General features: G+C 60.2%; 24 protein-coding genes. 10 read left to right on the top strand and 14 right to left on the bottom strand.

Going from position 1 to position 24204, the window contains the following annotated elements:
• The first annotated feature begins 58 nt into the window (after nucleotides 1-58).
• Nucleotides 59-1495: a hypothetical protein gene (locus GA0061103_RS13800; protein WP_092712030.1), complete on the top strand. Its 1437-nt coding sequence runs from the start codon at nucleotides 59-61 to the stop codon at nucleotides 1493-1495.
• A 42-nt stretch (nucleotides 1496-1537) separates the two neighbouring features.
• Here the strand turns inward: GA0061103_RS13800 and rutR are convergent, their stop codons facing one another.
• A complete protein-coding gene (gene rutR, locus GA0061103_RS13805) occupies nucleotides 1538-2182 on the bottom strand; it encodes an HTH-type transcriptional regulator RutR (protein WP_092712032.1) in 645 nt (214 codons plus the stop codon).
• Between the two features lie 306 nt (nucleotides 2183-2488).
• On the opposite strand from rutR, the gene GA0061103_RS13810 reads away from it, so the two are divergent.
• Nucleotides 2489-3742, top strand: coding sequence for a Zn-dependent hydrolase (locus GA0061103_RS13810; RefSeq protein ID WP_092712034.1), 1254 nt, complete (start codon nucleotides 2489-2491; stop codon nucleotides 3740-3742).
• Between the two features lie 48 nt (nucleotides 3743-3790).
• On the top strand, nucleotides 3791-5245 hold the full coding sequence (gene hydA / locus GA0061103_RS13815) for a dihydropyrimidinase (protein ID WP_092712035.1): 1455 nt from the start codon (nucleotides 3791-3793) through the stop codon (nucleotides 5243-5245).
• Between the two features lie 10 nt (nucleotides 5246-5255).
• Here hydA and GA0061103_RS13820 read toward each other — a convergent pair whose 3' ends face one another.
• Entirely contained in the window at nucleotides 5256-5693 is a 438-nt protein-coding gene (locus GA0061103_RS13820; RefSeq protein WP_092712037.1) for a cupin domain-containing protein, read from the bottom strand.
• Nucleotides 5694-5817: 124 nt separating this feature from the next.
• On the opposite strand from GA0061103_RS13820, the gene GA0061103_RS13825 reads away from it, so the two are divergent.
• The 7 genes from GA0061103_RS13825 to GA0061103_RS13855 all read left to right on the top strand — a co-directional run bounded on the left by GA0061103_RS13825 (nucleotide 5818) and on the right by GA0061103_RS13855 (nucleotide 15261).
• Complete coding sequence (locus GA0061103_RS13825) at nucleotides 5818-6609, top strand: ABC transporter ATP-binding protein (protein ID WP_092712039.1); 792 nt, start codon at nucleotides 5818-5820, stop codon at nucleotides 6607-6609.
• A gap of 222 nt (nucleotides 6610-6831) precedes the next feature.
• A complete protein-coding gene (locus GA0061103_RS13830) occupies nucleotides 6832-7167 on the top strand; it encodes a hypothetical protein (protein WP_092712041.1) in 336 nt (111 codons plus the stop codon).
• 2 nt (nucleotides 7168-7169) lie between these two features.
• Nucleotides 7170-8057: an ABC transporter permease gene (locus GA0061103_RS13835; protein ID WP_092712042.1), complete on the top strand. Its 888-nt coding sequence runs from the start codon at nucleotides 7170-7172 to the stop codon at nucleotides 8055-8057.
• Nucleotides 8054-9187 (top strand): ABC transporter permease, encoded by a 1134-nt coding sequence (locus tag GA0061103_RS13840; RefSeq protein WP_092712044.1) that lies wholly within the window; start codon nucleotides 8054-8056, stop codon nucleotides 9185-9187. Before GA0061103_RS13835 ends, GA0061103_RS13840 begins: the two co-directional genes overlap by 4 nt.
• A gap of 56 nt (nucleotides 9188-9243) precedes the next feature.
• Nucleotides 9244-10212: an ABC transporter substrate-binding protein gene (locus GA0061103_RS13845; RefSeq protein WP_092712046.1), complete on the top strand. Its 969-nt coding sequence runs from the start codon at nucleotides 9244-9246 to the stop codon at nucleotides 10210-10212.
• A gap of 499 nt (nucleotides 10213-10711) precedes the next feature.
• Nucleotides 10712-11902 carry an efflux RND transporter periplasmic adaptor subunit gene (locus GA0061103_RS13850; RefSeq protein WP_092712048.1) on the top strand — a complete coding sequence of 397 codons (1191 nt, stop codon included), beginning with the start codon at nucleotides 10712-10714 and terminating at the stop codon, nucleotides 11900-11902.
• 14 nt (nucleotides 11903-11916) lie between these two features.
• Nucleotides 11917-15261, top strand: coding sequence for an efflux RND transporter permease subunit (locus GA0061103_RS13855; protein WP_092712050.1), 3345 nt, complete (start codon nucleotides 11917-11919; stop codon nucleotides 15259-15261).
• Between the two features lie 39 nt (nucleotides 15262-15300).
• Here GA0061103_RS13855 and ureG read toward each other — a convergent pair whose 3' ends face one another.
• From ureG to GA0061103_RS13915, 12 genes are all read right to left on the bottom strand, one after another.
• Nucleotides 15301-15912, bottom strand: coding sequence for an urease accessory protein UreG (ureG, locus tag GA0061103_RS13860; RefSeq protein ID WP_092712051.1), 612 nt, complete (start codon nucleotides 15910-15912; stop codon nucleotides 15301-15303).
• Between the two features lie 208 nt (nucleotides 15913-16120).
• On the bottom strand, nucleotides 16121-16807 hold the full coding sequence (locus GA0061103_RS13865; protein ID WP_092712052.1) for an urease accessory protein UreF: 687 nt from the start codon (nucleotides 16805-16807) through the stop codon (nucleotides 16121-16123).
• A gap of 6 nt (nucleotides 16808-16813) precedes the next feature.
• On the bottom strand, nucleotides 16814-17323 hold the full coding sequence (ureE, locus tag GA0061103_RS13870) for an urease accessory protein UreE (RefSeq protein WP_092712053.1): 510 nt from the start codon (nucleotides 17321-17323) through the stop codon (nucleotides 16814-16816).
• Nucleotides 17324-17401: 78 nt separating this feature from the next.
• Nucleotides 17402-18262 carry a GGDEF domain-containing protein gene (locus GA0061103_RS13875; RefSeq protein ID WP_092712054.1) on the bottom strand — a complete coding sequence of 287 codons (861 nt, stop codon included), beginning with the start codon at nucleotides 18260-18262 and terminating at the stop codon, nucleotides 17402-17404.
• A gap of 274 nt (nucleotides 18263-18536) precedes the next feature.
• Nucleotides 18537-20249, bottom strand: a complete 1713-nt coding sequence (gene ureC, locus GA0061103_RS13880; protein WP_092712055.1) for an urease subunit alpha — start codon at nucleotides 20247-20249, stop codon at nucleotides 18537-18539.
• A gap of 3 nt (nucleotides 20250-20252) precedes the next feature.
• Entirely contained in the window at nucleotides 20253-20876 is a 624-nt protein-coding gene (locus tag GA0061103_RS13885; RefSeq protein WP_092712056.1) for a Urease operon accessory protein, read from the bottom strand.
• Between the two features lie 17 nt (nucleotides 20877-20893).
• On the bottom strand, nucleotides 20894-21325 hold the full coding sequence (locus GA0061103_RS13890; protein ID WP_092712057.1) for a lysozyme inhibitor LprI family protein: 432 nt from the start codon (nucleotides 21323-21325) through the stop codon (nucleotides 20894-20896).
• A gap of 19 nt (nucleotides 21326-21344) precedes the next feature.
• A complete protein-coding gene (locus tag GA0061103_RS13895; protein WP_092712058.1) occupies nucleotides 21345-21650 on the bottom strand; it encodes an urease subunit beta in 306 nt (101 codons plus the stop codon).
• 10 nt (nucleotides 21651-21660) lie between these two features.
• Nucleotides 21661-21915: a DUF1272 domain-containing protein gene (locus GA0061103_RS13900; RefSeq protein WP_092712059.1), complete on the bottom strand. Its 255-nt coding sequence runs from the start codon at nucleotides 21913-21915 to the stop codon at nucleotides 21661-21663.
• A gap of 7 nt (nucleotides 21916-21922) precedes the next feature.
• On the bottom strand, nucleotides 21923-22225 hold the full coding sequence (locus GA0061103_RS13905; RefSeq protein WP_092712060.1) for an urease subunit gamma: 303 nt from the start codon (nucleotides 22223-22225) through the stop codon (nucleotides 21923-21925).
• A gap of 142 nt (nucleotides 22226-22367) precedes the next feature.
• Nucleotides 22368-23189, bottom strand: coding sequence for an urease accessory protein UreD (locus GA0061103_RS13910; RefSeq protein WP_092712061.1), 822 nt, complete (start codon nucleotides 23187-23189; stop codon nucleotides 22368-22370).
• 224 nt (nucleotides 23190-23413) lie between these two features.
• The gene (locus GA0061103_RS13915) at nucleotides 23414-24109 is read right to left on the bottom strand and encodes a class I SAM-dependent methyltransferase (RefSeq protein WP_092712802.1); all 696 of its coding nucleotides are present in this window, start codon (nucleotides 24107-24109) and stop codon (nucleotides 23414-23416) included.
• Nucleotides 24110-24204: the final 95 nt, after the last annotated feature.

Below are 24204 nucleotides of genomic sequence, written 5' to 3' on the forward strand. Positions count from 1 at the left end.
GATTGGCTCCCGCACACGTGATAGGAAGACCCGTCGCGGGAGCTTTTCAGGTGCATCAATGAGAAACAGGCCGACGGTTCTGATCCTACTGATCTCAGCCGTCGGTTTTTTGTTTTTCTGGATCAACAGCCAATGGAGTTCGCCGGTTGGCGCCCCCAGCGCGCCACCTCCAGCAAACCTCCCGAAACTCAGGACATTCATCAATCCGCAGGGACATAGCGCCGGCGTTAGCACGCCATTGCTCGACAGCTTCTCCTATCCCGGCGACACGGCTGTGTGCGATCGCATAGTTGTTCTGAAAAAAGTATACGACACGGACGATCTGCTCGATGTCGGCGATTGCGGCAACCTCTCCAATCTCGCTACTTTCGACAGAAGTGCGCGGCTGGCGGACCTTGCCGAGAAAATACCAAGTCTCAGCCGAGCCAATTCCGAACTATCGGCGGACGAACAGGATCAGGATGTCGCCCTTGCCTTGTCCCTGCTGAGGGAAGCACTCGATATCCTTCCTCCGGACAGGCCTGCCATGGCGATGACGGTGCTGGAACATACATGGGTCGCCAGTTTCGCCAGCCAGAATTTCCCGCGACACGATCCGCCCTTTCTGTTTGCTTCAGCTCTCAACGTCGAGACAGGCAAGGCACAGATCGAGCTCTGCCCCATCTCTGGGCGAAGTGACTGCGATAGTTTCATCCCATCCGGAATGATCGACGCTCTGACCGAGGTCGGGCGTTGGCGATCGCAGTATGTCGATCTGGTCGAGGCGGCCGATCTGCTGGAAAAAAGATACAGCACCCTTCCCAAACCAGCGAAGCAACAGGAGTTGCGTTATGCGCAAGACTTCGCCGGAACACTGGGATACGCCGCCGAAATCGCCTCCGGCGATCAGTCCATTGTGCTTCTCCGTCGCGCCATCGGACCGCTTTCACGGTGGCTCGACACATATGGGCAGACCACGGATGACTACACCTTATCAAATGCGGTCACCGATCTTGGTGCTCAATATGGACGCCTCGCCGACCGAACGCGGAACAAGGATGATGCGAACAAGGCCGTGGAATACGATAGCTGGGCGTACCGTATCAGGCAGAAATACACGAGATCCGCGCAATGGACAGCGCTTTGCAATCTCGGAGATTCCACCCTTCTCAAGGCGGAGATCGATCGGGACGAACAAGGATTTAAGCAAGCGCTGCGGCATCATCGCGAGGCGCTCGCAATTGCGAATGAGACGGGCGAGCAGCAGGATGTGAACTATGCGAAAATGAAACTCGCTCGCACGTTGCTTCACTATGAACAGGCAGAAGGCGTCTCCCTGACACGCGAGGAGCGGATCGCAATGGCGAAAGAAACCATTGCCACCGCCAACGAGATCATCCCGTTCATGCAAACGGCCGGTACGAAAGTCTATCTCAATATCATTCGCAATGTTTTGGCTGGCGCGCAGCAGGATCTAGCTGTGCTGCAGCAAGATGCTGAAAAAAAAGAAAAATAGCTCCGGCTTGCCGTCCCGGCTATCGCGAAACGGGCACTCAAGTTAAACGCGCCGAATCCGAAGCCCGTCGACGAAAAGCTGTTCCAGATAGCGGGCAGCATCTTCGAAACGCCCCTCGCCCGAATGCTCGTCGCCAAGCACGGCACGCACCTGAACGTCGAAATCCGCATAATGCTGCGTGGTCGACCAGATCGAGAAGATCAGGTGATAAGGATCGCATTTGGCGATCTTGCCGGCCTGAGCCCAGGCGCGGATGACCTCTACCTTTTCATCGACGAGAGCCTTCAGAGGCCCGCGCAGCTCGTCCTCGACATGCGGAGCACCCTGCAGCATCTCATTGGCGAAAAGCCGGCTTTCACGCGGAAAATCGCGGGCCATTTCGAGCTTGCGGCGGATATAGGAGCGGATCTCGCTTTCGGGATTGCCATTGGCGTCAAAGGCGCGCAGCGGCTCCAGCCAGGTAAACAGCACGCGGTCGATCAAAGCCCGGTGCATCGCCTCCTTGGTGCGGAAATAATAGAGCAGATTGGGCTTCGACATGCCGGCGACTTCAGCGATCTGGTCGATCGTGGAACCACGGAAGCCACTGACGGAAAATACGTCCAGCGCGGCCTCCAGTATGATTTCCTCTTTCGCTTCCTGGATTCGGGTGCGGCGCTGCGTCTTGGCGGCTCTGGGAATGGCCATGTCTGCTCTGTTTCTCCTTGAAATCCAAGCCTTTCGGCCAAGCCCTCATTCACCCTGTCGATGCATCGGATTTAGGCAATCGCCTGAAATTTTATCGGAAATTTTCGTGCTTTTCGTCTTGAGCCGCGCCACGGAAGTTGTAATGTTTACCAATCGGTCAAATTATCCGTCAGATGTTTCTTAAACGCAACTGACGATTTTCCGGGCGAGAAAAACAAGACGCCGCTCCGGGATTTGGAATAAGACCAACGGGAACATTAGAGCATGCGCCTTGCATGCTCAGGACAAACAGGTGAGGATTGCATCATGGTGGCAGCGCCAGGAGAAAACATGCGTATCAATGGCGACCGCCTTTGGGATACGCTGATGGACATGGCGAAAATCGGCCCCGGCATTGCCGGCGGCAACAATCGTCAAACGCTGACCGATGCCGACGCTGAAGGACGCAGCCTTTTCAAAACCTGGTGCGACAAGGCCGGGATGACCGTTGGCGTCGACAAGATGGGTACGATGTTCGCGACCCGCGCCGGCACCGACCCGAATGCACTGCCCGTCTATGTCGGCTCGCATCTCGACACCCAGCCGACCGGCGGCAAGTATGACGGCGTCCTCGGCGTGCTCGCCGCCCTCGAAGTCGTCCGCACGATGAACGACCTCGGCATCAAGACCAAGCATCCGATCGTGGTCACCAACTGGGCCAACGAGGAAGGCGCGCGCTTCGCACCGGCCATGCTGGCCTCGGGCGTGTTTGCCGGCATGCACACGCTTGATTATGCCTATGGTCGCAAGGATCCGGAAGGCAAGACCTATGGCGACGAGCTGAAGCGCATCGGCTGGCTCGGCGATGAAGAGGTCGGCGCCCGCAAGATGCACGCCTATTTCGAATATCACATCGAGCAGGGTCCGATCCTCGAATCTGAGAACAAGACCATCGGCGTCGTCACGCACTGTCAGGGCCTGTGGTGGCTGGAATTCACGCTGACCGGCAAGGAAGCCCATACCGGCTCGACGCCGATGGCCATGCGCGTCAATGCCGGCCTTGCCATGTCGCGCATCGTCGAGATGGTGCAGAGCGTGGCGATGGAAAACCAGCCCGGCGCAGTTGCCGGCGTCGGTCAGGTCTTCTTCTCGCCGAACTCGCGCAACGTCCTGCCCGGCAAGGTGGTCTTTACGGTCGACCTGCGCACGCCCGACAAGGAAAAGCTCGATCGCATGCGCGCCAAGATCGAAACCGAGGGCAAGAAGATCGCCGAAGCCCTTGGCGTCGGCTGCTCGGTGGAAGCCATCGGCCATTTCGAGCCGGTGACCTTTGATCCGAAGCTCGTTACCTCAGTGCGCAATGCAGCCGAGAAGCTCGGCTACAGCCACATGAACATCATCTCCGGCGCAGGTCACGATGCCTGCTGGGCCGCCAAGGTCGCCCCCGCCACGATGGTCATGTGCCCCTGCGTCGGCGGCCTCTCGCACAACGAAGCCGAAGAAATCTCCAAGGAATGGGCTGCCGCCGGCGCGGATGTGCTGTTCCACGCAGTCGTCGAGACGGCGGAGATCGTGGCCTGACGGCCACGATTCCCAACATCGGAACTTCACACATCTGGAGCATGCGCCATGAGCACAGTTATCAAGGGTGGAACCATCGTCACGGCCGACCTGACCTATAAGGCGGACGTCAAGGTCGAAGGCGGCAAGATCGTCGAAATCGGCCAGAATCTCACGGGCAACGAAGTGCTGGATGCTTCCGGCTGTTATGTGATGCCCGGCGGTATCGATCCGCACACGCATCTCGAAATGCCGTTCATGGGCACCTATTCCTCCGACGATTTCGAGAGCGGCACCCGCGCGGCTCTTGCCGGCGGCACGACGATGGTCGTCGACTTCGCACTCCCATCGCCCGGCCAATCGCTGCTCGAAGCACTGACGATGTGGGACAACAAATCCACCCGCGCCACCTGCGACTACTCCTTCCATATGGCGATCACCTGGTGGGGCGAACAGGTCTTCAACGAGATGGAAGCCGTCGTCCGCGACAAGGGCATCAACACATTCAAGCATTTCATGGCCTACAAGGGCGCGCTGATGGTGGATGACGACGAGATGTTCTCCTCGTTCCAGCGCTGTGCCGAGCTCGGCGCTTTGCCGCTCGTCCACGCCGAAAACGGCGACGTGGTCGCGCAGATGCAGGCAAAGCTTCTGGCAGAAGGCAATAACGGGCCGGAGGCGCACGCCTATTCCCGCCCGGCCGAGGTCGAAGGCGAGGCAACGAACCGCGCCATCATGATTGCCGATATGGCCGGCTCGCCCGTCTATATCGTCCACACCTCCTGCGAACAGGCGCACGAAGCCATCCGCCGCGCCCGCCAGAAGGGCATGCGCGTTTATGGCGAGCCGCTGATCCAGCACCTGACGCTCGACGAAGGCGAATATGCCAATGCGGATTGGGACCATGCCGCCCGTCGCGTCATGTCGCCGCCCTTCCGCAACAAGCAGCATCAGGACAGCCTCTGGGCCGGCCTTGCCTCCGGCTCGCTGCAGGTCGTTGCGACCGACCATTGCGCCTTTACGACCGAGCAGAAGCGCTTCGGCCTCAACGACTTTACCAAGATCCCGAACGGCACCGGCGGCCTCGAAGACCGCATGCCGATGCTCTGGACCCATGGCGTCAACACCGGCCGCCTGACGATGAACGAATTTGTCGCCGTCACCTCGACCAACATCGCCAAGATCCTCAACGTCTATCCGAAGAAGGGCGCGATCCTCGTCGGTGCGGATGCCGATATCGTCGTCTGGGATCCGAAGCGCTCGAAGACCATCACCGCCAAGACGCAGCAGTCGGCGATCGATTACAACGTCTTCGAAGGCAAGGAAGTCACCGGCCTGCCACGCTATACGCTGACACGCGGTGTCGTCGCCATCGAGGAAGGTGCGATCAAGACCAGGGAAGGCCACGGCGAATTCGTCAAGCGCGAGCCGTTCACCGCCGTCAACCGGGCGCTTTCGACCTGGAAGGAAGTCACCGCGCCGCGCAAGGTTCAGCGCAGCGGCATCCCCGCAAGCGGGGTATGACCGCTTGCGATCAGCGCTTCGGCTCATCGGCCGCCTGGCGCGGCACATACCGCTCCAGATCCGGCAGCAGGACGACGCTTTCCTGCTCGTTCGGGTCGGTGCGGGCGATGACCGCTGTCGCCGGCCGGTCGCTGAGATTAGCTGGAAGGTGCGGAACGCCGGCCGGGATATAGAACATCTCACCCTCACGCACGATCACATGCTCTTCCAGCTCGTCTCCGAACCAGCAATGTGTCTCGCCGGAAACAGCATAGATCGCCGTTTCATGCGAGGCGTGAAGATGGGCCTTGGCGCGGGCGCCCGGCGGAATCGTCAGGAGATGCATGCAGATCCCCGTCGAGCCCACTGTCTCGGCGGCAATCCCTTCAAAATAGCTGAGGCCCTGTTTTCCGGCATAGGTGCTGCCGGGCCGCACGATACGGCAGGTGGGCTTCGATGACAGACTCATGGCATTGCTCTCCCGGATCCAGCAGCCACAAGGCGCCCTCGCCTTTTCAAGCTGCAGCAATGCCAAACAGGATAACACGCAATCCGCCCCATCCATGTGGCGAAAACAGGACTGGTAGGTGTTAATGACGTCATCCGCTTCCTCCGTCGTCTCCGCGCGGAATCTCTGTCTCACCTACAATACGAATGACGGGCCGGTGCATGCACTGAGCAATGTCGATCTCGACGTGCGCAAGGGCGATTTCGTCTCCTTCATCGGCCCTTCGGGCTGCGGCAAGACCACCTTCCTGCGCGTTATCGCCGATCTCGAGCGAAAGACCTCGGGCGATATCAGTGTCAATGGCATGACGCCGGAAGAGGCGCGCAAGGCCCGCGCCTACGGCTACGTCTTCCAGGCAGCCGCGCTCTATCCCTGGCGCACGATCGAGAAGAACATCGCTCTCCCGCTCGAGATCATGGGCTACGACAGGCAAGAGCAGGCCAAACGCATTGCCCGGACCCTTGAACTCGTCAATCTCAACGGCTTCGAACACAAGTTCCCCTGGCAGCTTTCGGGCGGCATGCAGCAACGCGCCTCCATTGCCCGCGCCTTGGCTTTCGATGCCGATCTTCTCTTGATGGACGAGCCCTTCGGCGCGCTGGACGAAATCGTTCGTGACCACCTCAACGAACAACTACTGAAACTCTGGAAGCAGACGAACAAGACCATATGCTTCGTCACCCACTCCATTCCTGAAGCGGTCTATCTCTCGACGAAGATCGTGGTCATGTCGCCGCGCCCTGGCCGCGTCACCGATGTCATCGAATCCACGCTCCCGGCGGAGCGGCCGCTCGGCATTCGCGAAACGCCGGAATTCCTCGAAATCGCCCACCGCGTCCGGGAAGGGCTGAGAGCAGGTCACAGCTATGAGGAATAGGATGATGGATAGCTCCGTCGCATGGCAGCCCCTCACCCTGACCCTCTCCCCGCCTGCGGGGAGAGGGAACGACCTCAACTCGACCGCCAATCTCGCTTGCCGATGGGAAGGCTGTGGGCGCTACTATCCCCTTCTCCCCGTCAAAACGGGGAGAAGGTGGCCGCCCTTCGACAAAAGCTCAGGAGGCCGGATGAGGGGCTTTGCTGCGACGGGAGGGATACTATGAACCCGCAATTCCTCCTCTGGCTTGTCGGCGCGATGGCGATCTTCATCAGCGGAGCGACAGCCTCGCGCGCCTACATAACCAACAACAACATGTTGGTGCTGATCCTCGCCCTCATCCTCTATTGCATCGGCAATCTGATGATGGTGCGGCTGATGCGCGAGGGCGGGCTCGGCCTCGCGATCTCGGCCTCCTCCATCGCCCAGCTGGTCGTCGTCAACGTCATCGCCTTCATCGTGTTTGGCGAGCGGCTGAGCCTGCAGCAGCTTGCCGGCGTCGGGCTGGGCATCGCCGCCATGGTCCTCATGCTGTTTCCCGCGCAAGGAAGGGCATGAGCATGGAGAAGGAACAGTTCTTCAAGCACAAGTTCCTGCCGGTGACGACCATCGTTCTGGCAATCATCCTGCTCTGGTACATCTTCGCGGTTATCCTCAACGCACCGTTCCAGCGCGATATGGATCGGCGCGGCAACGTCACCTCGACGACGATGGAATTCATCGGCAAGACATTGTCGCAACCGAAACCGACCCTGCCCGCACCGCACCAGGTGGCGCAGAATGTCTTCGAAAACACCTTCCTGCGGGTACCCACCAGCAACCGCAGCCTCGTCTACAATGCCTGGGTCACGCTGGCGCCGACGGCCGTCGGTTTTGCCTTCGGTACGATCCTCGGCGTGCTCTTTGCCGTCGGCATCGTCCATCTCGTCGCACTCGACCGCAGTCTCATGCCCTGGATCATCGCGTCGCAGACGATCCCGATCCTCGCCATCGCGCCGACGATCATCGTCGTCTTCAGCGCGCTTGGCATAGACGGGCTGATCCCGAAGGCGCTGATTTCCACCTATCTGTCGTTCTTCCCCGTAACGGTCGGCATGACAAAGGGGCTGCGCTCGCCGGAAATCATGCATCTCGACCTGATGCGCACCTATAATGCCAGCAGCTGGCAGACCTTCTGGAAACTGCGCGTACCGGCATCGATCCCGTTCCTCTTCACCTCCATGAAGGTCGCGATCGCCGCAAGCCTCGTCGGAACGATCGTCGGCGAGTTGCCCACGGGTGCCGTCGCCGGTATCGGTGCAAAGCTGCTCGCCGGCTCCTATTACAGCCAGACGATTGATATATGGGCAGCCCTTGTCGCCGGCTCCGTTCTGGCCGCTATCTTGGTCGGCATCGTCAGCATCGCGGCGCGCATTGTCGACCGTTCGATGGGAGGCAGAACGGCATGAAATCTTTTCATTTTTCCTGGCAAGGCATGCTCGCCATTCTTCTCTGTCTTGTGGCGATCCCCGCTTTGCCGCTGCTTGCAGCCGACGCCGCGACACCCGTCAGCAGCGGCACGACCTTCGTCATCTTCATTCTCATTGCCGCGGCCGCCCTCCTCTCCTTCATGAAGCTTTCGGAGGAATTGAGCGCAGCCATCCTATTCTTCGGCGCGCATGCCGCGGCATGGCTGCTGCTGTCGGGAATTTCCGGTGATGAGGGCAAGGCACAGCTATCGTTCTTCATTCTGATCGCCGCCGCCTGGCTGCTGGCCTGGCGCTGTGTTTCTGTCCTGTCCTCGATGCGCGCGCAATCGACCAGTGGCAGCTACTCGCTGCGACTGCTGATTCCGGCGATCTTTGGCATATGGATCCTGATCATCTGGGAAGCCGTCACCCGCGGCGCCGGCGTTTCCCTGGTCCTTCTACCGCCGCCGAGCGCCATTGGTACCAGGATCGCCAATTCGATCCCGACGCTTTGGATTGATGTTCAGCAAACGATCCTGACTGCGGTTCTGATTGGCTACATCATCGGTTGCGCCAGCGGCTTCGTCGTCGCAATCCTCGCAGACCGCTTCGCGTTCCTGCGCCGCGGTCTGCTGCCGATCGGCAATTTCGTCTCGGCCCTGCCGATCATTGGTGTCGCGCCGATCATGGTCATGTGGTTCGGCTTCGACTGGCAATCCAAGGCAGCCGTCGTCGTCATCATGACCTTCTTCCCGATGCTGGTGAACACGGTGACGGGCCTTTCCGCCGCTGGCAACATGGAACGCGACCTGATGCGCACCTACGCATCGAGCTACTGGCAGACGCTGTTCAAGCTGCGCCTGCCGGCTGCCGCCCCGTTTATTTTCAATGCGCTGAAGATCAACTCGACCCTGGCGATGATTGGTGCCATCGTGGCGGAGTTCTTCGGCACGCCCATGTCGGGCATGGGCTTTCGCATTTCAACCGAAAACGGTCGGTTGAACCTCGACATGGTCTGGGCCGAGATCGCGGTTGCCGCGGTTGCAGGTTCCATTTTCTACGGTATCGTCGCCATCATCGAACGAATGGTGACGTTCTGGCATCCGTCTATCCGTGGTGGACAGACGTAATCCAGGATCCCTTCCAAGGGATCAAGGCATAACTACAGAGGGAAAAGGGTGAAGACATGAAAAAAATAATGTTTGCATTGATGGCAAGTGCGATGACGCTTGCCGCCACCCAGGCCGCGATGGCGGCAGATAAGGTGACCCTGCAGCTGAAATGGGTGGCCCAGGCTCAGTTCGGTGGCTATTTCGTCGCCAAGGACAAGGGTTTCTACAAGGAAGAGGGCCTCGATGTCGATATCAAGGCGGGCGGGCCTGATATCGCTCCGGAGCAGGTGATCGCCGGCGGCGGCGCCGACGTGATCGTCGACTGGATGGGCGGTGCGCTGGTTGCCCGCGAAAAGGGCGTGCCGCTCATCAATATCGCACAGCCTTTCGAAAAGTCCGGTCTGGAGCTGATCTGCCCGAAGGATGGCCCGGTGAAGACCGAGAAGGATTTCAAGGGCCACACGCTCGGCGTCTGGTTCTATGGCAACGAATATCCTTTCTTCGCCTGGATGCACAAACTCGGCCTGAAGACCGATGGCGGCAAGGACGGTGTCAACGTTCTGAAGCAGAGCTTCGACGTGCAGCCGCTCGTCCAGAAGCAGGCTGACTGCATCTCCGTCATGACCTATAACGAGTACTGGCAGGCGATCGATGCCGGCTTCAAGGCCGAAGACCTGACCGTCTTCAACTATACCAAGCTTGGCAACGACCTGCTGGAAGACGGCCTTTACGTCAAGGAAGACAAGCTGAAGGACGCGAAATTCAAGGCCGACATGGTGAAGTTCGTCCGCGCTTCGCTGAAGGGCTGGAAATATGCCGTCGAGCATCCGGATGAAGCCGCCGAGATCGTCATGGACAATGGCGGTCAGGATGAAAACCACCAGAAGCGCATGGCGGGTGAAGTTGCCAAGCTGATCGGCAACGGCAAGCTCGACATGAAGACCTATGACCGCACGGTCGAAGCCTTGCTCGATCAGAAGATCATCAACAAGAAGCCGGCAGGCGCCTATACGCACGACATTACCGATGCCGCTTTGAAATAGGCTCGCAACAACTGAAAATACTGAAGCGCGCGAAGGTTCGACCTCGCGCGCTTTTTTTCATTTTGTAACAGCAGCAACAAAAAGCTGGCTTTGTTGCTGCGTTTGGCTGAAAAGCCCTCGGCTATCAACTATTCGAATGCTGACATCACAATGCCGTGATTGCTTCGCAAGGTTGCGAACGATAGAAATACCCGCGAAATCATTTTCTCGTGATCTTGCGAGAATTGAAAACTGCTCCCATCTACAGGGGCGATTTTAGGATGAGGGACCTGCAAGGCATGACAGACGGATATTACAGCGCCGCGCGTCAAATATGACGCGCAAAGGTCGCTGTAACACTTTAAATCTGCTGCATAATTTTATCCTTAAATCGATTCCGATTTAAGGAATTATGCAGTAATCCGCCGGGGAAGCCGGCTCGCATGCAGTGATCCCCCGTGTTCGCGACGGGAAAAACAGCGAAATCCCTTTGACCAAATGCCGAACTGGAACCGGACGCATGGCCCTCACGCCGTTTAGACTTCTGAGCACGACTGCCATCCTGCTTTCCCTGCTGGCGGCACCCGCTGCCCTGGCGGAGCAACCCGCCGTTACGACGCCGAAGCAGAACCTGCCCGCAATCGTCATCACGACAGCCTCCATGCGCCACCTGACCGACAAGGTCGTCGCGACCGGCACGGTGAAGGCCGTCGAAGAGGTCTATATCCAGCCGCAGGTGGACGGCCTCTCGATCCGCTCGCTGAATGCAGATGTCGGTGACAAGGTCGCGGCAAACAGTACGCTTGCCACGCTGAACGACGACGCTCTGATCCTACAGAAGAGCCAGATGCAGGCGACGCGAGCCAAGGGCGAAGCAAGCCTTGCACAATTGCACGCACAACTCACCGAAGCCCGCGCCAATGCCGAAGAGGCCGAATTGCAGCGCATCCGCGCCGTCACCATGGGCGCCAAGGGCACGATGTCGACCTCCTCGGTGGAACAGGCGAATGCGGCCGCCGCCGCCAACAAGGCGCGCGTCGTTTCCGCCGAGCAGGCGATCGCCGTTGCCGAAGCCGACCTGAAGGTCACCGATAGCCAGATCGCCGATACCGACCTCAAGCTTGCCCGCACCGGCATCAAGACCCCGGTCGCTGGCACCGTCGCCTCGCGCAACGCCCGCGTCGGAGCCATCGCCAACGGCAATGGCGATCCGCTTTTCACCATCATCCGCGACAGCCAGCTCGAACTGGTGGTGGATGTGTCCGAGAGCGATATCACCAAGATCACGAACGGACAGAAGGCCTTGATCGCGCTTTCAGGCAGCCGCGAGAAGCTTGCCGGAACCGTTCGTCTCGTCGCCCCGATCGTCGACCCCGTCACCCGCCTCGGTGCGGTGCATATCACGATCGACGACGGCGAGAAGGCCCGCGCCGGCATGTACGGCAGCGCCGAGATCATCATTCGCCAGGCAGATGGCGTCGCGCTGCCGCTGACGGCGGTCAACAGCGAGGAAAACGGTTCTTCCGCCCGCAAGGTCGAAAACGGCGTGGTCAAGTTCGTGAGCGTCGAGACCGGCATTCAGGACGCAGGCTATGTCGAGATCGTCAAGGGCCTGAAAGCCGGTGATGATGTCGTCGCCAAGGCCGGAGCCTATGTTCGCGACGGCGACCACATCACGCCGGTCCGCGATACGTCGCAAGCCTCCAACTGAGCGAGAACGGCAAGATGAACTTCTCCGCCTGGTCCATCCGAAATCCGGTCGCCCCGCTCCTCGGCTTCTTCCTGCTGATGGTGGTGGGCGCGCACGCCTTCTTCAATCTGCCCATCACCCGCTTCCCGAACATCGACGTGCCGATCGTCAATGTCACCGTGACGCAGAGCGGCGCCTCGCCGGCCGAGCTCGAAATGCAGGTGACGAAGGAGATTGAAGATGCCGTTGCCAGTATCAACGGCATCGACGAGATCCAATCGACGATCACCGACGGCCAATCGCAGACCGTCGTCGTCTTCCGGCTGGAAGTGCCGACGGAGCAGGCCGTCCAGGACACCAAGGACGCCATCGACCGCATCCGCGGCAACCTGCCATCGACCATCGATGAGCCGATCGTCTCCAAGGTCGATGTCGTCGGCCAGGCGATCCAGAGCTTCGCCGTGTCCTCGCCCAACATGACGCTCGAAGAACTGTCCTGGTACGTGGACGATACGGTCAAGCGCGCCTTGCAGGGCAAGCCGGGCATCGGCCGCGTCGACCGTTATGGCGGCGCCGATCGCGAAGTGCGCATCGAGCTCGATCCCAACAAGTTGAACGCCTATGGCATCACCGCGCTTTCGGTGAGCCAGCAGCTGCGCAGCACCAATATCGACCTTGGCTCCGGCCGCGGCCAGGTCGCTGGCAGCGAGCAGGCGATCCGCGTGCTTGGCGACGCCCGCAATGTCGCCCAGCTCGCCGATACGACGATCGCGCTCACCAACGGCCGCTTCGTCAAACTTTCCGACCTTGGCGCCATCAAGGATACCTATCAGGAGCCGAAGTCCTTTTCGCGCTTCAACAGCGCGCCCGTCGTCACCTTCGGCGTATTCCGCGCCAAGGGCGCCAGCGAAGTGACTGTGGCGCAATTGGTGTCCGATACGCTCGACAAGGTACGCGCCGAAAACCCGAATGTGTCGATTGAGAAGATCGACGACGCCGTCTACTACACCTATGGCAACTACGAATCCGCGATGCATACGCTGATCGAAGGCGCCATACTGGCTGTCATCGTCGTGTTCCTGTTCCTGCGGAACTGGCGTGCGACGCTGATATCGGCGGTCGCTTTGCCGCTCTCCGCGATCCCGACATTCTGGGTCATGAACCAGATCGGCTTCTCGCTGAACCTCGTCAGCTTCCTGGCGTTGACGCTGGCAACCGGTATTCTCGTCGACGATGCCATCGTCGAAATCGAGAACATCGCGCGCCACATCAAGATGGGCAAGACGCCCTATCGTGCCGCCATCGACGCTGCAGACGAAATCGGTCTCGCCGTCATTGCGACGACCTTCACGATCATCGCGGTCTTCGTACCCGTCTCGTTCATGCCGGGCATTCCGGGCCAGTACTTCATCCAGTTCGGCCTCACCGTCGCCTTCTCGGTGTTCTTCTCACTGCTGGTCGCGCGTCTGATCACGCCGATGATGGCCGCCTATCTGATGCGCGCCGAGGATGGCGTCGACGACCATCACGACAATGACGGCCGCTTCATGCGTGGCTATAGCTGGCTGGTACGGGTGACGACGAAAAAGTGGTACACGCGTTATCCGACGCTGCTTGCCGCTTTCGCCTTCTCGGTCGCGTCGGTCTTCGCTCTCATCATGTTCGTCCCCGGCAGCTTCATCCCGCCGGAAGACTCCTCGCGCATCGTGTTGTCGGCGGAACTGCCGCCAAACGCCCGGCTCGACGATACCGAACAGGCGACCAACGAGATCTATCGGCGCGTGAAGGGTATCGACGGCGTCGAAAGCGTCTTCGTGCTCGGCGGCGCCTCGCCGAAGGGCGATCTGGAATTGCGCCGCGCCACCGTGACGCTGACGCTCGGCAAGCTCGACCAGTCGCTGACGAAGAAGCTGGTGAATGACTTGCTCGGCTCGACACCTGTCATCGGCCCCTACCTGCCGAAGGTTGCCGTCCATGGCCGCGTGCGCCCGCAATGGGAAATCGAAAAGGAAGTCTTTGCGAAGCTGAGTTCCATTCCGGACGTCCGCATCACCAAGCTGAACGACCGTGGCGACCGCGACCTGACCTATAACTTCCTCTCGCGCAGCGAAAAGGATCTCAATCAGGCCGTCGGCATTCTGGAAGCCAAGCTGCGCGCCGATCCGGCGCTCGCCAATGTCAGCGCCGACGGCGCCCTGCCACGGCCCGAGCTGCAGATCCTCCCGCGTAAGGACGAGGCAGCGCGCCTCGGCATCACGCCACAGATGATTTCGGATACGATCCGTGTCGCGACCATCGGCGATATCGACGCTTCGCTTGCGAAGATCTCGCTCGATGATCGCCAGATCCCGATCCGCGTTCAGGCCTCGCTCGGCATGCGCCGAGATCTGGCGGCAATCCGTGCGTTGCGCATCAAGACGTCCATGGGCACCACCGGCCAGGCATCCACCGGCACAACCGTGCCGCTATCGAGCGTGGCCGACATCGACTATTCGGAGGGCCTCTCCTCCATCAAGCGCAACAACCGTTTCCGCGTCGTCGCGATCGGTGCCGACCTGCCGCAAGGCGTGGCGCTGGATACGGCATCCGAACACTTCCTCAATATCGTCAACAACGCCAAGATCCCGGCAACGGTCCATCTGGCCGAAAGCGGCGATACCAAGGTTCAGAAGGAGATGGAGCAGAGCTTCGGCAACGCCATGCTGCTCGGCCTCATGCTCGTTCTGACCGTGCTCATCCTGCTGTTCAAGGATGTGATCCAGCCCTTCACCATCCTGCTGTCGCTTCCCTTGGCGATCGGCGGCGTGGCGCTGGCCTTGATCATGACCGGCAATGCGCTGTCCATGCCCGTCATGATCGGCATTCTGATGCTGATGGGCATCGTGACGAAGAACGCCATCCTGCTCGTCGATTTCGCCATCGAAATGATGCACCAGGGCATGCCGCGGCTGGAAGCGGTCGTCGAAGCCGGCCGCAAGCGTGCCCGTCCGATCATCATGACGTCGATCGCCATGTCGGCCGGCATGCTGCCGTCAGCGCTCGGCGTTGGCGAAGGCGGCTCCTTCCGTGCACCGATGGCGATTGCGGTCATCGGCGGCATCATCGTCTCCACCGTGCTCAGCCTGGTGGTCGTGCCGTCCTTCTTCCTGATCATGGACGACCTGTCGCGCCTGCTCGGCTACCTCTTCGGCAGGCTTGTCGGCAGGAAGGATGCCGATGACGAGGTGGTGACCAAGGAAGGCTTGGCCGTCGCTGTCAACGAAAACCGCCAGTCGCTCACCAATCTGGAAGAGCGGCTGGAGGCCATCGAAAACAAGGATGGAAGAAGCAGGTCCGTGGGCACGAATGTCCTGAAGCTGCCGCCTTTCGCGGCAGAATAGAACAGTCTCAACAGATGCGCGGGATAATCACGGGGCGGCTCAAAGGCCGCCCTGTTCCTTTAGAAAGTCGACGATCCTGCCGACGCCCTCGCCCCGCTTCATGTCGGAAAAGACGAAGGGGCGGGCCTGACGCATGCGGGTGGCATCGCGATCCATCACCTCGAGATCGACCTCGACGAAAGGCGCCAGATCCTTCTTGTTGATGACGAGAAGATCCGACTTGGTAATGCCGGGGCCGCCCTTGCGCGGAATTTCCTCGCCCTGGCACACCGAAATCACATAGATGGTGATATCGGCGAGATCAGGCGAAAAGGTTGCGGCCAGATTGTCACCACCGGATTCGATGAAAACGACGTCGAGATCGGGAAGCCGCTCATTCAGGCCGGCAATGGCCTGCAGATTGATCGTCGCATCCTCGCGGATCGCCGTGTGCGGGCAGCCGCCCGTTTCGACGCCGACGATACGGTCGGATGGCAGCGCCTGCATCCGCACCAGCGCCTCCGCATCCTCCGTCGTGTAAATGTCATTGGTGACGACGGCGACGGAATAGTCGTCGCGCATCGCCTTGCACAGCTTCTCCGTCAGCGCCGTCTTGCCCGAACCGACGGGGCCGCCGATGCCAACGCGCAAGGGTCCATGTCTCGATTTCATGCTCGCAACTCCGATAAAGCGACAGAGCAATTCCAGGAAAAGTGCGTAGCGGTTTTCCGTCCGGAATTGCGTAAAAACAAAGGGATAGAGCATTTTCGCAATTCGAAGAAAAGCGAAACAGCTCTAGCATAACGAAGCACCCGGCTGCCGCACAGTGGCGAATGACGTAGGTCATGCTTCGATTTCAGTATTTTTCCGATGGCGCTCATCATGACCGGAAGAGCCGCGTGCCCTGGGTCTCATGGCGCAGGCTCGCAATATCGGCCTGCACGGTCGCCGCCCCAAGATCGTCGAGACTGGATTGCGCCGCCCGTCGCGCCACCGCGGCGAAGAGATCTTCCAGCCGCGCCAGAATGGCGACGCCATCTTTCTGCCCGCTGACACCGAGGCGAATGCCGGCAGATACCATCTGTGAGGCCAGCGCATGCAGGAAGGCAGCAGCCGCCTTTTCCGCAGAAATGCGATGCGCGCCGGCAATTGCACCGACAGCAACCGGATAAGCCATTCTTACCGGGAGTGCGGAAAAGATCGCGTGCGGCCAGGCGGTAGCTGCCGAGAGAAAGGCGTCTCCAAGCAGCATGGTCTCGTTATGCCGCTCCTTCGAGCCGGCCAGTGCCTCGGCAAGCTCCGCAACGGCCGCCAGCCGCGACCCATCCGCACCTGCACGATGCGCCTCGACCAGCAGCACTGCATCATTCCACGCAGAACCATGCTCGATGAGCGCAGCAATCCAATCGCTGAGGCCGGTGCTGTCACGCACCAGGCCATCATGCACCGCACGCTCGAGGCCGCCGGAATAGGCGAACGATCCGACAGGAAACGCCGGCGACAGCCAAGCCATCAGCCGCAGGAGCGCCTGCAGATCGTCATCTTCCGGGAGCGTCGTACCAGTCATCGATGATCAATCATGCGAATGCTTGTGGTGATCGTGCCCGTGATCATGGCCATGATGGTGGTCGTGGCCATGCGAATGGCCGCCATGGGCGTGGTAAGCGCCCCGCGCGGGCTGGAAAGGCTCGCTGACTTCGGTCACGACAGCCCCCAGCCCCTCAAGCATGGACCGGATCACATGGTCACGCAGGATCAGGATACGCTCCTCCTCGATCTGCGCTGAGAGATGCCGGTTGCCGAGATGCCAGGCCAGCTCGATCAGATGTCGGCGATCGCGCGGACGGATCTCGAAAAGCTTTTCGTCTGCTGCAACGATCTCGATTAGCTCGCCATCCTCGCGCACCAGCAGATCGCCGCTGGCAAACAGCACAGGTTCCTTGAGGTCGAGCATGACCATCTCGCCATTTTCGAGATGCAGCAGTTTGCGGCGCAGATGCCTGAGATCATGCGGCAGGACGACGCGATCGATCGGATTGGAGGAAGGGGTGCCGGCCGGCAGATAGGAGGTAACGCGTTGCATGGCTGTTCCAGTTCAATGCTCTGTCAGACCATGCAAAATAGTCGCTGCCCGCGCAAGCATCAATGACGCGCGCGCCGCTCACATCCGCTGCACATAGCGCTGCAACTCCCTGACATCCGTGGTTGCTTCCTGTTCCTGCTCCGTGGCGCAGCGATGCCAGACCTGCGACAGCCGCTCGCGCTCGTGCATGACACGGTTGCGGCCGAGCGTCTTGGCAAGATAGAGCGCCTTGTCGGCGGCGGCGTAGACGGTCTCCGTCTTGCGATCCCCGCCGATGTCGGCAATCCCGGCGGAAATGGTGATCTTTACCGACCCGCCTTCAATAGCGATCGAATGTTCAGCGATCTGCTCCTTGATCTCCTCAACGCGCGCGATACGCTCGGCCGTATCCCCGCCATGAATGATGACGCCGAATTCCTCACCGCCAAGCCGGGCAATCACGTCTTCTCCGGTGAAGGCATCGGAAAACAGCCGCGACACCGCAACGATCACCGCATCACCGGATGCATGCCCGAAACGATCATTGATCGTCTTGAACCGATCCAGATCGAAAATCGCCAGCGAGGTGCCGTCTCCGGCCATATTCAACGCCTCGGTGAAGGCACGGCGATTGAGCAGACCGGACAGCATATCGGTGCGGCTCAACTGCTCGAATTCGGCACGGGAGACCGCGAGCCTGTGAATGGAAAAGCCTGCCAGCACCGCGAGCGCGCCGGACACGGTGCCTCCGATGATCCATGCCAGCAGAACACCAAAGCGCATCGCCTCGAAAATTGGCAGTGGCAGAAGATCGAGCCACTGCAGCACAAAAAGCAGCACCAGGATGATCCCCAGCGACATGATGACCGCAACGAAACTCATCTTAAGCGCGAAAATAAAAATCGCACGTCGCTGCTGAAAATTACCGAGCTCGGCCTGCAGCGAAATCCATTGCTTCATGCGATTCACCTTCCTCAGCCCACTATTTCAATCATGTGAGATAGGGGTGAAGACGCTTCCAGGTCTTTAATGGAATGATTAAAATGCGGTGCATTTCCCAAGTTGTGAACAGCCGGGAAGGTGCATCCGCAAAATCCAGTTTGCTAATAGAAATGCGCGATAGCAGCGCCACCATGTCATGTCATTGATATTGCTGCACCCAGTGCGCAGCATGAGAAAAACCCCGGAAAACCGGGGTTTTCATATCCGCCGATAATTAAGGGCCGAAATATCCTCAGAAAAGGAAATAGCGCTGCGCCATCGGCAGCACGGTTGCCGGCTCGCAGGTCAGAAGCTCGCCATCGGCCCGCACTTCATAGGTTTCCGGATCCACCTCGATATGCGGCGTCAGGCTGTTGTGGATCATCGATGCCTTGGAAATGCCGCCGCGGGTGTTCCTGACGGGCAACAACGTCTTGGCGACGCCGAGCTTGCCGGCAAGCCCGGCATCGAACGCGGCCTGAGAAACGAAGGTCACTGAAGAATTCGTCCGGTTCTTGCCGTACGCACCGAACATCGGCCGATAGTGCATCGGCTGCGGCGTCGGAATCGATGCGTTCGGATCGCCCATCGGCGCCGCGGCAATGGAGCCGCCGAGCAGGACCATTTCCGGCTTCACGCCGAAGAAGGCCGGATTCCAGAGTACCAGATCGGCACGCTTCCCGACCTCGATCGAACCCACCTCATGGCTGACGCCGTGCGCGATCGCCGGGTTGATCGTATATTTGGCAATGTAGCGCTTCGCACGATAATTGTCGTTGTCGCCCGTCTCCTGCGCCAGACGGCCACGTTGGCGCTTCATCTTGTCAGCGGTCTGCCAGGTGCGGATCGCCACTTCACCGACGCGGCCCATGGCCTGGCTGTCGGACGAAATAATCGAGAAGGCGCCGATATCGTGGAGAATATCCTCCGCGGCGATCGTCTCCTTGCGGATGCGGCTTTCCGCGAAGGCGATATCCTCGGGAATCGACGGCGACAGGTGATGGCAGACCATCAGCATGTCCAGATGCTCCGCGATCGTATTAACCGTATAGGGTCGCGTCGGATTGGTCGAAGACGGGATGACGTTCGACTGGCCGCAGATCTTGATGATGTCGGGCGCATGGCCCCCGCCCGCGCCTTCCGTGTGGAAGGCGTGAATGGTGCGACCCTTGATGGCACCGATCGTATCCTCGACGAAGCCGCTTTCGTTCAACGTATCCGTGTGGATCATCACTTGCACATCGTATTCGTCGGCAACGCTGAGGCAGCAGTCGATCGCCGCCGGCGTCGTGCCCCAATCCTCATGCAGCTTGAGCGCGCAGGCGCCGCCGAGCACCATTTCCTCCAAAGCGGCGGGCAAAGACGCATTGCCCTTGGCCGAAAGGCCGATATTCATCGGAAAGGCATCGAAGGATTCGATCATGCGCGCCAGATGCCAAGGCCCTGGCGTACAGGTGGTCGCGAGCGTTCCGTGCGCTGGCCCGGTGCCGCCGCCAAGCATGGTGGTGATGCCCGACATCAGGGCTTCCTCGATCTGCTGCGGGCAGATGAAATGGATATGACTGTCCATACCGCCGGCGGTGACGATCTTGCCCTCACCGGCAATTGCTTCCGTGCCCGGTCCGACGATGATGTTGACACCGGGCTGCGTATCCGGATTGCCGGCCTTGCCGATCGCGACGATGCGGCCATCTTTCAAGCCGATATCCGCCTTGACGATCCCCCAATGATCGAGGATCAGCGCATTGGTGATGACGGTATCGACAGCACCGTTTGCCCGCGTCACCTGGCTCTGCCCCATGCCATCGCGGATGACCTTGCCGCCGCCGAACTTCACCTCCTCGCCATAGGTGGTGAAATCCTTCTCCACCTCGATGAACAATTCGGTATCGGCCAGACGCACCTTGTCGCCGACGGTCGGTCCGAACATGCTGGCATAGGCGGCGCGGGAAATCCTGTAGGGCATCAATCAATCTCCTTGGGAGGCAGAGAGGAGGTTCGTGTCGGCAAGTCGCCTCAGGCGGCCGAGGGATATGTAGGCGTCTACCAGCCGTTTCTCGGCGGCGAAGGGATGTTCTTCCCAGCCGGTGTGGCTGAAGCCGGTAATGGCGATATCATCGTCGGGATGGCGTGCTATCACCTCGGCGATCACGATCAGGCCGCTGCTCGGCACCACGTAGGAGCCCGGATCATGCTCTGCGAGTGCCGCATCGACACCTTCGTGAATGGATTGACCGATCACGACATGCCGCTTGCCGGTTGCCTGACAGAAGGCGGTGAACTGGTCGGTATAATCGTCGCAGAAATCGTCGAGCTCGGGATGCGAGATCGCTAGCGGCGCACGCAGCGCCGCGAATTTGATCGGATCGCGCACGCTCCAGATTTCCGACGCGGCAGCAACGGCAGGGCTCTTGCGCCATTCGGCCGAGCCGAGCATGGCGCGCGCCGGCCGGCCTGTATTGCACACCGCAACGACATCGGTCCGACTGCCGCCGGCCCCCATCGAGCGGCAATCGTTGAAACGGATCACGAGATCGGCAGCATCGATGACGGCTGCGGCACCTGCCGCCACCTCACCATTGCCGACGATCATCACGCTACGCCTGGAACTCACTGATTGCCCTCCGGTCCATCGGCGAGGTCCTTCAATTCCTTGGTCCGGCTCTTCGTCAGGTCCGCCTTGCAGCCGGACACGAGCATGGGCTCCATCGAGCCGCCCCGCGCCTGGAACCCTTGGGCCTCGCATTCGCCGTCGCGATAATCCACCCAGGCCCGCTGCGCCTTGAGGAGCGCCTTTTCCGCGCCCTTCATGTCGTTGTCGAGATCCGCGTCGATGGCAACCATCGCCGCGCGCGTCTTCCTGTATTGCGCATTCAACGCCTTGTCGGCTGCGTCGAAATCGAGTGCCGCGCAAATATTCAGGTCCGTCTGCGCCTCCGCTTTGGCGCAATCGATTTTAGGCTCGTCCGGATTGTTCTGCGCAAGGCTTGGACCGCAGACCAGGACCGCGGCAAGAGCCGCCGCAGACGCGAGCAATTTCATCGACATCACCCCCAGAGCTCTAAAGCTTACCCATGACCAGTTGGCGGAAGCCGTAGACTTCACGCTTGCCGGACAGCGGGATCAGCGTCACCGAACGCGTCTGCCCCGGCTCGAAACGCACGGCGGTTCCGGCGGGAATATCGAGCCGCATCCCCTGCGCCTTCTCGCGCTCGAAGGAAAGCCCGGCATTGGTCTCGGCAAAATGATAATGGCTGCCGACCTGCACGGGTCTGTCGCCGGTATTGGAAACCTCGAGCGTTATGGTCGGCGCTCCGGCATTGAGTTCGATGTCGCCGCCTGCGGCGATGATTTCACCTGGGATCATGGTTTTCTCCTCATGCGGCCCGTACGGGCACACATCCCTCAGCTTTCAGAATACGCTTGGTCGAAGCGGGATATTTGACGAGCAAGGACGCCGGGCGGATCGGGCGCCGGACGAAGTTACCGCCGCAATTGGGACAGACGCCACCCAATACTCTGCCGGCGCAGTCGGCGCAGAAGGTGCACTCGAACGTGCAGATCATCGCCTCGTTGCTTTCCGGAGGCAAAGTCCTGTCGCAGCATTCGCAATTGGGCCTCAGCTCCAGCATCGCAATCTCACCGGATCGGTTCATGGACAGTCACGAGCTTGGTGCCGTCGGGGAATGTCGCCTCGACCTGAACATCATGGATCATCTCGGCAACTCCCTCCATCACCTGATCGCGGGTGATGACATGGGCACCGGCCTCCATCAGCTCGGCAACCGGCCGGCCGTCGCGCGCGCCTTCGACCACGAAATCCGTGATCAGCGCGATGGCTTCGGGATGATTGAGCTTGACGCCGCGCTCCAGCCGCCGCCGCGCCACCATCGCCGCCATGGAAATCAGCAGCTTGTCTTTTTCTCTCGGAGTGAGGTTCATCGCCTACCTATGGGATTGCTGTTTCCAGAGCATGATACCGAAAAGTGTGAACGGTTTTCGGACGGCATCATGCTCTACTCGTTTGATTTTGGAGCCGGATGATTTTAGGTCAAGCAGGTCTAAAATCATCCGGCTTCGGGGACTACAGGTTCCAGACTTTCGGCACAGGCGCTCCATTGCGCAAGGCGGAAATGATCGGAATAAGGATTTTTCTGAGTGCGAAACCGTCGGGCGCGACGAGCCGCACGACGAGCTTGCCGCCCCAATGGCTGGCGCCACCCATATGCGTTTCAAGAAGCGGCCTGATCCGGCCGAGATAGGTCTCCGCCAGTGGCCCGACGTAAAGCAGGGTCGCAAAGGCAACCTGGCGGTTCAACACGGCCATCTTGGCCGTCAATGCCGCCACGTCGCCATCCAGACGCAGCTCCTCGGCATGAACCAGCCGCCCGCCGCGACGGATACGCCAGCGATCGCGAAACAGCCCCTGCTCCATCGCCTCGCCCATGGCTTTCCGCCCGAGCAGGATCGCCTCGACGGCAAGGAATTCGGCCGTTTCGTCAAGCTCGACATTCAATGCACGTGAAAGCGAGGCGCGATCGAACAGGATGGTTTCCTGTGGCAGCCAATCGACCCGAGCGCCGCTACCGACCCTGATCGAGGTTTCAACCTCGGCCGTGCCCATCGAAGCCTTGTAGATCTTCTCGCAAGCTTGCGTCGTCACATCGATGCGCGTACCCGGCCCGGCAACGACACTCCAATTCATCCGGTCGCCGCCGGTGAGACCGCCGGCGGTGTTGATGATGACCGCCTCCATCGAATGATCGAAGGTTTCCGGCAGCCTGATCTTGGCCGCTCCTTCCTGGAAAAGCTCGGCAAGGCGCGTACGGCCGCCAAGCGACTTCGCCGCAAGATGGCCGCGACCCCGCGCCCGCTGCGGTCTCGTGCCTGCCGCCATCATTGCCATCAGCCTCTCCACACATCACGTCATGCCAAAGCCCGGCCATTGAAGCCCGGCAAGGAATAAATGCAAGCAATTCCTGTGCCTTATGCGATCTCCCGCGATATTGGCCTGAAACCGGCCACATCAGCCGCATTTTTCGTCAAACGCCGAAAAGAAAGGCAGTGAGTTTCAGTGGGCCGAACAGATATCGGAAGCAGATCATAAAAAGCTCTGCCTGCGAAGCGCATCTACACCTTCACCGCCGAGAAGAAGAGGAAGCGCGGCTTGGTCGTCAGGCTCTTGTAGGCCTCCGGGAAAAGGGTGCTGACCTTGGGGTCCGGCTGCGGCTCGCTCACCACATCGATCCGAAATCCGGCCGATCTCAGCGCATCGAACATGGCATGGAGCGGCCGATGCCAAAATCGCATGGTGATGTCCTTGCCGCCGCGGTGCCACGTCTCGCTGAAATTATAGGTCCCGAAATAGCTCTCACCGCTGGCCGGATCATGATCCATGAACGGATGATGCGTCGAAAAGATCAGGCGGCCGCCATCGGACAAGACGCGCCTGAACTCCGAAAGAGGCCGCGACCAATCGCGCAGATAATGCATGACCAACGAGGCCACGATCAAATCGAAGGCGCCGTCTTCGAAAGGCAATCGCTCGTTCAAATCGGCCAGCAACAATCGTGCCCGCCCTTCCAGGCGACGCCGCGCGATTTCGAGCAGGCCGGCGCTCGCATCGACACCGGTCAGGACCGCTCCCCGATCGACGAGGGCGGCGGCATGAGCCCCGCCACCGCAACCCGCATCGAGGACGCGAAATCCGGCCACATCCCCGGCGAGCGAGAGAATTGCAGGCCGCTCATAATACGCATTCCAGGCATTGTTCTCGTTGTCGGCCTGATAGGCGGCTGCGAACGCATCATAGTCATTCTCAGACACTGTTCCTCCTTGCCGGAAAACGGCATACATGAAAGCACTTCGAGTGGTTGACGCCGTACCTTATGGACGCACCACCTGTCCGGCGACGCCGTATC

This window comes from Martinezella multihospitum, assembly GCF_900094585.1.
Classification (GTDB): domain Bacteria; phylum Pseudomonadota; class Alphaproteobacteria; order Rhizobiales; family Rhizobiaceae; genus Rhizobium; species Rhizobium multihospitium.